The organism is Acinetobacter sp. YH12233, from assembly GCF_013417725.1.
Classification (GTDB): Bacteria; Pseudomonadota; Gammaproteobacteria; order Pseudomonadales; family Moraxellaceae; genus Acinetobacter.
Genome location: NZ_VPDK01000037.1, coordinates 22,816 through 29,970, shown reverse-complemented (window position 1 = coordinate 29,970; position 7,155 = coordinate 22,816). Strand labels below are relative to the sequence as shown.

8 protein-coding genes are annotated in these 7,155 nt (G+C 41.2%); 4 read left to right on the top strand and 4 right to left on the bottom strand.

Annotation, left to right across the window (positions count from 1 at the left end):
* Positions 1-267: 267 nt before the first annotated feature.
* Positions 268-408 carry a hypothetical protein gene (locus FTV12_RS16675; RefSeq protein ID WP_373683635.1) on the bottom strand — a complete coding sequence of 47 codons (141 nt, stop codon included), beginning with the start codon at positions 406-408 and terminating at the stop codon, positions 268-270.
* Positions 409-876: 468 nt separating this feature from the next.
* Here FTV12_RS16675 and FTV12_RS13470 point away from each other — a divergent pair, with 468 nt between their 5' ends.
* Positions 877-1,659, top strand: coding sequence for an rRNA large subunit pseudouridine synthase E (locus FTV12_RS13470; RefSeq protein WP_180004080.1), 783 nt, complete (start codon positions 877-879; stop codon positions 1,657-1,659).
* Between the two features lie 8 nt (positions 1,660-1,667).
* Here the strand turns inward: FTV12_RS13470 and FTV12_RS13465 are convergent, their stop codons facing one another.
* Together FTV12_RS13465 and FTV12_RS13460 are read right to left on the bottom strand one after the other, a co-directional pair.
* Complete coding sequence (locus tag FTV12_RS13465; protein ID WP_179993222.1) at positions 1,668-3,026, bottom strand: heavy metal sensor histidine kinase; 1,359 nt, start codon at positions 3,024-3,026, stop codon at positions 1,668-1,670.
* Positions 3,023-3,694, bottom strand: a complete 672-nt coding sequence (locus tag FTV12_RS13460) for a heavy metal response regulator transcription factor (protein ID WP_179993221.1) — start codon at positions 3,692-3,694, stop codon at positions 3,023-3,025. Before FTV12_RS13460 ends, FTV12_RS13465 begins: the two co-directional genes overlap by 4 nt.
* A gap of 174 nt (positions 3,695-3,868) precedes the next feature.
* Between FTV12_RS13460 and FTV12_RS13455 the strand changes: the two genes are divergently transcribed.
* The 3 genes from FTV12_RS13455 to paaI all read left to right on the top strand — a co-directional run bounded on the left by FTV12_RS13455 (position 3,869) and on the right by paaI (position 5,308).
* The gene (locus tag FTV12_RS13455) at positions 3,869-4,315 is read left to right on the top strand and encodes a heme-binding protein (RefSeq protein ID WP_257220893.1); all 447 of its coding nucleotides are present in this window, start codon (positions 3,869-3,871) and stop codon (positions 4,313-4,315) included.
* Between the two features lie 31 nt (positions 4,316-4,346).
* Positions 4,347-4,745 carry a hydroxyisourate hydrolase gene (uraH, locus tag FTV12_RS13450; protein ID WP_179993219.1) on the top strand — a complete coding sequence of 133 codons (399 nt, stop codon included), beginning with the start codon at positions 4,347-4,349 and terminating at the stop codon, positions 4,743-4,745.
* A 170-nt stretch (positions 4,746-4,915) separates the two neighbouring features.
* Positions 4,916-5,308, top strand: coding sequence for a hydroxyphenylacetyl-CoA thioesterase PaaI (gene paaI, locus FTV12_RS13445; RefSeq protein WP_180034213.1), 393 nt, complete (start codon positions 4,916-4,918; stop codon positions 5,306-5,308).
* 67 nt (positions 5,309-5,375) lie between these two features.
* On the opposite strand, the gene FTV12_RS13440 is transcribed toward paaI, so the two are convergent.
* Positions 5,376-7,079 (bottom strand): M61 family metallopeptidase, encoded by a 1,704-nt coding sequence (locus FTV12_RS13440; RefSeq protein WP_179993218.1) that lies wholly within the window; start codon positions 7,077-7,079, stop codon positions 5,376-5,378.
* Positions 7,080-7,155: the final 76 nt, after the last annotated feature.

Genomic DNA, 7,155 nt, shown 5'->3' with positions numbered 1-7,155 from the left:
TCTTGACTCAAGCATTAATGCAGTACGATCTTCAAAGTTAAGATGATGGTATGACAATTTTATATACTCCATAAACCCTTTAAATTAATTAGGTGGTTTATGTCGCACTTCAAGTTTTACTCTGCCATGTAACTTTCATTTTGATATAAATTTTCTTACTCATCTTATCTAAAAATATTTAAATGATAAAAATAAAAAATCCCAACAGGATATGTTGAGATTCTCTATTTATAATTAGCTTAAGCTAACGGTAAATATGAATAATGCTCAGGCTATAAAATCTCGTAAAATGTGTTGATTTATCACTTCATCAAAACTTAGATTTGAAAGATTTTGCTTGTTATGTTTGATGCTTTTATAACAATAACTCGCTGCAATACCCATACTAATTAAAGTCAACAATTTCATTGTTCACCTCAAAATTAAAAATATTAGAAACTGTGAAATTAAAATATCAGCTTGCTTTGTAGTGGTCTAAGCCAGTTTGGAAAGCTTTTGTATGGTATGTAAATCCGTTAAGACCATTTCAGCTCTATAAAAATCATTGTCAATTTTTTGCTTAGCCTTGAATTGTCTGATCTTCCCTTAACTGACTCGACAAGTTCAGTAGAAAATGAAGATCATTGAGGATTAACATTCTTAAACGGAAGATCATATTTGAATACAAAAAGTACATCATTTTAAAGCGGCATGGTCGCAATCAGATTAGATACAAAACATAAATTCAAGGAAGATAAATCAGAATCTGCTATGATAGCTTCCACTTAGTGGACTCTTTTATGTCTTCCCTTATCTCCTACTTATAAGTAAAGGAGTATCACAATGGGCAACATGACTGCCACACCAGAATTATTTTATATATTTTAGTAGGTTAAAGTGAAAATTGTCATTCTTAACAAGCCTTATGACGTCCTCTCCCAATTTCGTCCAGATGAAAAACATCAGACTATGGCGGATTTCGTAGACGATCCGGATCTGCGTATTGCCGGTCGTCTGGACATGGATTCTGAAGGTTTGATGTTCCTGACCGATCATGGCGGTTTAAACCAATATATTACCAATCCAGCCAGCAAAAAATTCAAAACTTATCTGGTTCAGGTCGATGGGGATATAACCGAAGAAGCTCTAGAACAGCTTCGTAAGGGTGTTGAACTGAATGACGGTATTACGCTGCCAGCCAAAGCAATTAAAGTCATTGAACCGGAATGGTTATGGGAGCGCAATCCTCCTGTACGTTTCCGTGCTTCTGTTCCAACTTCATGGGTCGAAATTTCAATCTGTGAAGGCCGTAACCGTCAGGTACGTCGTATGACTGCAGCCGTTGGTTTTCCTACCTTACGTTTGATCCGTACCAAAATCGGTTCAATTGATCTGGTTCAATTAGGTTTACAGCCAGGTGAAACTAAAGAAATTGAACCCCTACTTTATCCAGACTTTAAAGATGTGCCTGCTCAAGAACCTTACCGCTCGCGCTCTTATGTGAAAAAACCGGGTGGTACCGGTGGTAAACCAATTAACAAGAAAGTAACGAAAGACGGCACCAAGAAAAAAACCGGCACACCGCGTATCTGGCAAATGGAAGAAGGTGAAAAACCACGTCGCAAGACCAATGGTACCACCCGTCCAAATACCAAGAGTCGTGGCCGTCGTACACGTTAAGCCACTGCTTAGATCGGGAAGATCAAACTAAAGACCACCCCTTGAGAATGGTTATTCACCTGAACTTCCCCCTGATGCAACTGCATAATGGACTGCACAATCGCCAAGCCCAAACCACCCGTTTGGGCTTTTTGATGCCGGCTGCTATCAACTTGATAAAAGCGTTCAAACAGATGGGCTAAATGCTGCTCGGGGATCTGTACACCTGCTGTCAGCACATCAATCCGACAGCTATTTTCTGTAGTCATCGCCGTGATTCTGATCTCGCCATTTTCCTTTCCATACTGCACTGCGTTGCTGAGTAAATTGGCAAGCGCACGTTGCAGATGTTCCGGATGCGCAGCTATATTCAGTTGAGCCGGAATATCCGTATAAATAGATATATTTTTTTCTTCTGCCAGAAACTCAAAATATGCCAGCAAATCTTCTATGATCTGGCTAAGTTCTAGTGTCTGTTTTTCTATCTGATAGTGGCCATGTTCAACTCGGGCGATAAATAGCATGTTTTCAATCATCTGAGTTAGACGTTCATACTCTTCCAGATGGGAATACAGCAAATTTTCTAATTCATCGCGACTGCGTGACTTCGACAAGGCAATCTGGGTTTGCCCCATCAAGTTATTCAGGGGCGTTCGTAATTCATGGGAAATATCTTCAGAAAATCGGGCCAACTGTTCATAGCCTTGCTGTATTCGGTCCAGCATGGCATTCATGGCCTCGGTTAGTTGCTGCACCTCAATAGTTCGGGATGGCAACTCGATACGCTGATCCAGCTGCTGCACATTAATTTGCTGAGTGGCGTAAATTAATTGGCGCATGGATCGCAGTAGATAGTGTCCCATCAGCCAGGCTAACAAAGTAGATAAAATAATACCAAGCAGAGTGTAGATCACTAATTTTATCAGGTAATGTTTTAAAACCTGTTGCCCTGCTGCGAGCTGCTTACCGGTAATCAGTTGATAAGACTGTCCATTAAAGTCCACTTGCTTAAATGCCAAACGGGTCGTGGGTTGTTCAATCTTATTATTTTGATAATTCAGCTTGGTGTGATAATCCAATAGAGGAATAGCGATATTTAAAGGATTAATGTCAATCAAGGTATTCTGAGCATTTTTAAGAATCAGTAAGTTATCTTCCTGTCCAAGCATATTCTCATAAAGCTCCGGATGCTCGATCAGCACCTGAAAGCTTTGCTGATCAGCCAGAAATATTTCTATTCTGGAAATCCGCAAGGCCAAAGCTTCATCCTGCTGTTGTTGCACCATCTGCTGCATATTGTGATAGGACAACCCGCCGATACTTAAAAAAACGATACAGGAAATAAGGCCAAAAGCGATGCCGAGACGTGTGCCTAAATGCATTTTCATGCGTGCACATCCAGTTTATAACCCATACCACGTACAGTATGAATAAGTTTTGGACTGAAATGATCATCAATTTTAGAACGTAATCGGCGTACAGCAACATCAACGACATTGGTGTCGGTATTAAAATTAATATTCCAGACCAGTGAAGCAATTTGTGTCCGGGTTAAAACTTCGGACTGGTGTTCCATCAGCAACTGTAAAAGCGCAAACTCCTTTTGGGTAAGCTCAATTTTTTGCTGGTCTCGAAATACTTCCCGGGTTAAACGATTCAGCTCTAAATTGGCCACCTGATACATTTCATGTTCAACTTTTGGTACACGGCGCAGTAGGCTTTTAATTCGGGCCAAAAGTTCGATATAAGAGAAAGGCTTGGTTAAGTAGTCATCTGCACCCAGTTCCAACCCTTTGACCCGGTCAAGCACATGATCTTTGGCAGTCAGCATGAGTACGGGGACTTTAGAGAAAGTACGCAAGGTTTTGAGGACTTGCCAGCCGTCCAGGTCGGGCAGCATCACATCCAGCAATACCAGATCAATCGGTTGCTGTTCCAGCACTGATAAGGCATGCAGGCCATTACCCACCTGTGTAGTCTGGTAGCCGGATTCATTTAAGCCTGTGGCCAAGAATCCGGCAATTTTGGCTTCATCTTCTACAATTAAAATATGCATGGGCTGAGTTTAATCAATTTCATACAGCGCAAAGATTACAAATTGGTAATCTGATTGTCATCCATGAGCTTCCATTCTTTGATTATGATCTTCTCAATTTCTATATGACTGAACATTATCATGAGAAGTAGATTAAATCAGAGAAAAATATTTTTATATCTAGCGAGTTTAGCAATGGTTAGCTTAAGCCATGCTGAATTAAAAACGGCCTATATTATGGACTTGAGCACAGCAAACCAACTTGCTGAGAATGTCATGCAAGCTTGTCAGAAAGCCAGCAAACCCGCTGCAGTCACAGTACTGGATCAAGGCGGTAATGTTCTGGCCAGCCAACGGCATGAATCTGTCGGAATTCACAATTTAACTGCATCACAGCGTAAAGCCTTTACTGCATACTCGACTAAGACCAGTACATTGGATTTCATGCGTCATGCACAAAAGAACCCGGATGCACAAAATTTAAATACCCTGGATGAATTGTTATTATTATTGGGCGGCGGGGTACCTGTGGTTTATAAAAACCAGCTCATTGGCGCTGTTGGCGTTGCAGGCTCTGGTGGCTCTGAACAGGATCATCAATGTGCCGCACAAGGCATTCAACATACTTTAAAACAACTTTAATTTTATCTATCTATTGAATAGGAACAGACCTATGAAAAAAATTATTTTTGGTGCTCTTCTAGCGGCGACAGCAAGCTTTTCTTTTGCACAGAATCCCTTAAGTGTGCATGTGCTGAATCAGGAAACTGGTCTGCCTTCCGCCAATGTCGCGGTGATTTTGGAAGCTCAGCAGGGTGACAAGTGGGTAAAACTGAATGAGTTAAAAACAGATACCAATGGCCGTATCAAAGAGTTTTATCCTAAAGATACAGCTTTACAGAAAGGCATCTATAAAGTGACCTTCAAAACCGGTGACTGGTTTAAGGCCAATAATCAACGCACCTTCTTCCCTGAAGTACCTGTGGTATTTACGATTGACGGTGCTTTGGAGCACTATCATATTCCGTTATTACTGAGCTCTTATGGTTATTCAACCTATCGTGGCAACTAATTCTTAATCCCTAAAAGCATCATTTTCATGGCGCTTTATTTTGAAGCGTAAAACAGCTGCATTGCATCATTCATCTGGCTTTCGCTTGTTATTTATCTCCTGGAATGTTATTTATGATTCACATAATTAATATTTTTAAAACAAAGTGTATCTAAAAAAGGAGTTTTGCAATGGATCAGCAAGTGAACCAGATGTTTAATCAGGACCGGTTAATTCAGTATCTCGGTGCGCATCTAATTTCTTATAACCACAATCATGCGAAGATTGAACTTAAAGTGTCTGAACAACATTTACAGGGGCATCAGACCTGTAACGGCGCTGTGATTTTTGCATTAGCTGATGCTGCATTTGCCATTGCCTGCAATACCGGCGAACATCCAGCAGTCGGCCAACATTGTGGTATTCATTATCTGAAACCGGCACTGCTCGGTGATACCCTTACCGCCATAGCTGAACATAAAGCCAGTAGCGGTCGCAGTGGGATTTACGATATTCAGATCCTGAATCAGGAAGATCAAATCGTGGCTGAATTCCGTGGAACCTCACGACTGATCATTAAATAAATCATCTAAAAAACCCAATAAAAAAACCGCTGTCTTAACAGCGGTTTTTTTAATAGCAACATTCTGATTAAGCTTTCAACCATTTCTCGGCTTTAGCTTGATCTTCAACTTTTAACTCAACTTCAGTCAGTTCAGAACCACCATTTTGAACTTCAAAAGTCATCAGCTCATCACGACGGAATGCATGGACAGTATACGTACCTTCCTGTTTCGCATATTTCTCGACAAGTTTCGTCGTTGCTTTAAGGCCATCAATCGCCACAATTACATCATTCGCTGAAAGGCCCGCTTTCACCCCTGCTCCATCACGACGTGCAGACTGAACCAGCACACCTTCAGGCTTATCTGCAAGTTTCAAACCAAATGGTAATGACTTGTCATTTTTCAGTGTATAGCTCACGCCAAATTCAGGTAGTAACTGATCTAAAGGCAATTCATCTGTGGTATTGATCAAATGATTAATCTGTTCTAACCAGTTATCACCCGTTAATTCCTGACATAACTCAAAGATAGTCCGTTCATTGACCTGAATGCCATTTTGCGTATTTTCATATAGCTTACGCATTAAAGCGTCCAGACTCGAGCCACGCAGACGTAGACCCAGATCAAGAGACAATGCGACTAAACAGCCTTTATTATAGTAGCTGGTACCGGCATTGTTTGAGTTTTCATCCTGACGATAGAATTTCACCCAGGCATCAAAGCTAGACTCAGACACCGACTGAATAAAACGTCCCGGGTTTTGAAGATAACGATCAATCTGCGCTTTAAGCAATGCAATATAAGATTCCTGATTGATCACGCCACTACGTAGCAGAATCAGGTCGTCATAATACGACGTAAACCCTTCAAAGATCCAAAGCAAAGAAGTATAGCCTTCTTTGTTCAGGTCATAATTCACGAAGTTTTCTGGACGAATAAATTTCACTAACCATGAATGGAAATACTCATGACTACATAGGCCAAGGAAACGCTGATAATCTTTCGATGGCTCTTCAGGCTCATCTGCTTTAGGAAAGTCATCACGCGGTGTAATCAGACTGGTTGAGTTTGGATGTTCCAGACCGCCATAGCTGTTCCCGGTGGCCATGGTCATAAAGGTATAATCACTGAATGGCGCAGAACCGAACATGGAAATTTCTGTCGCACAGATTTTCTCAATGTCCTGCTTCATACGCTGTTCATTCATCGCATGCTTGCCTGACACCACAAACTCATGCGGAATGCCATTGGCTTCAAAGCTGAAACGGGTCTGCTCTGCCAGTTCAAACGGCGCATCAATCAGTTCAGCATAGTTTTTAGCTTTTAAGGTATAACGACCTTTCACCAGACTTTTGGCCTGCATGCCCGTCGCAAGCTGGAAATGTTTCAGTTCATCCGGCAGGAATACTTCTACTTCAATTTCTTTATGTTCCTGACCTTCCAGCCCTAAACATGCACAAGCCGGGTTCACATAAAGACGGTTTTGATCCACATATGCACCACGAACAGACAGGTCATACGCATAGACATCATATTCCACCGTAATCAGTTCATGATCCGTATTGAATAAACGCCATTTATTCTTTTCAAACTTCTGGATTTGTAGCTGGCGTCCGTCCTCATCATAAGCCTTGACCGCTTCAATATGTTTGGAGAATTCGCGAATCAGGTAACTGCCCGGAATCCAGGTCGGTAAAGAAAGGACTTGCGTTGGGTCTGCTAAAAAGCGAAGAGTTACGTGAATAAGGTGCTGACGATAATCGTCAAATTCGATTTGATAATGCAACATAATGGGCGATATAAAATACAAATAAATGAGTTATAGCTTAGCTTAGCATTTTTTAGGCCAGTATTGCTTAGCTGTC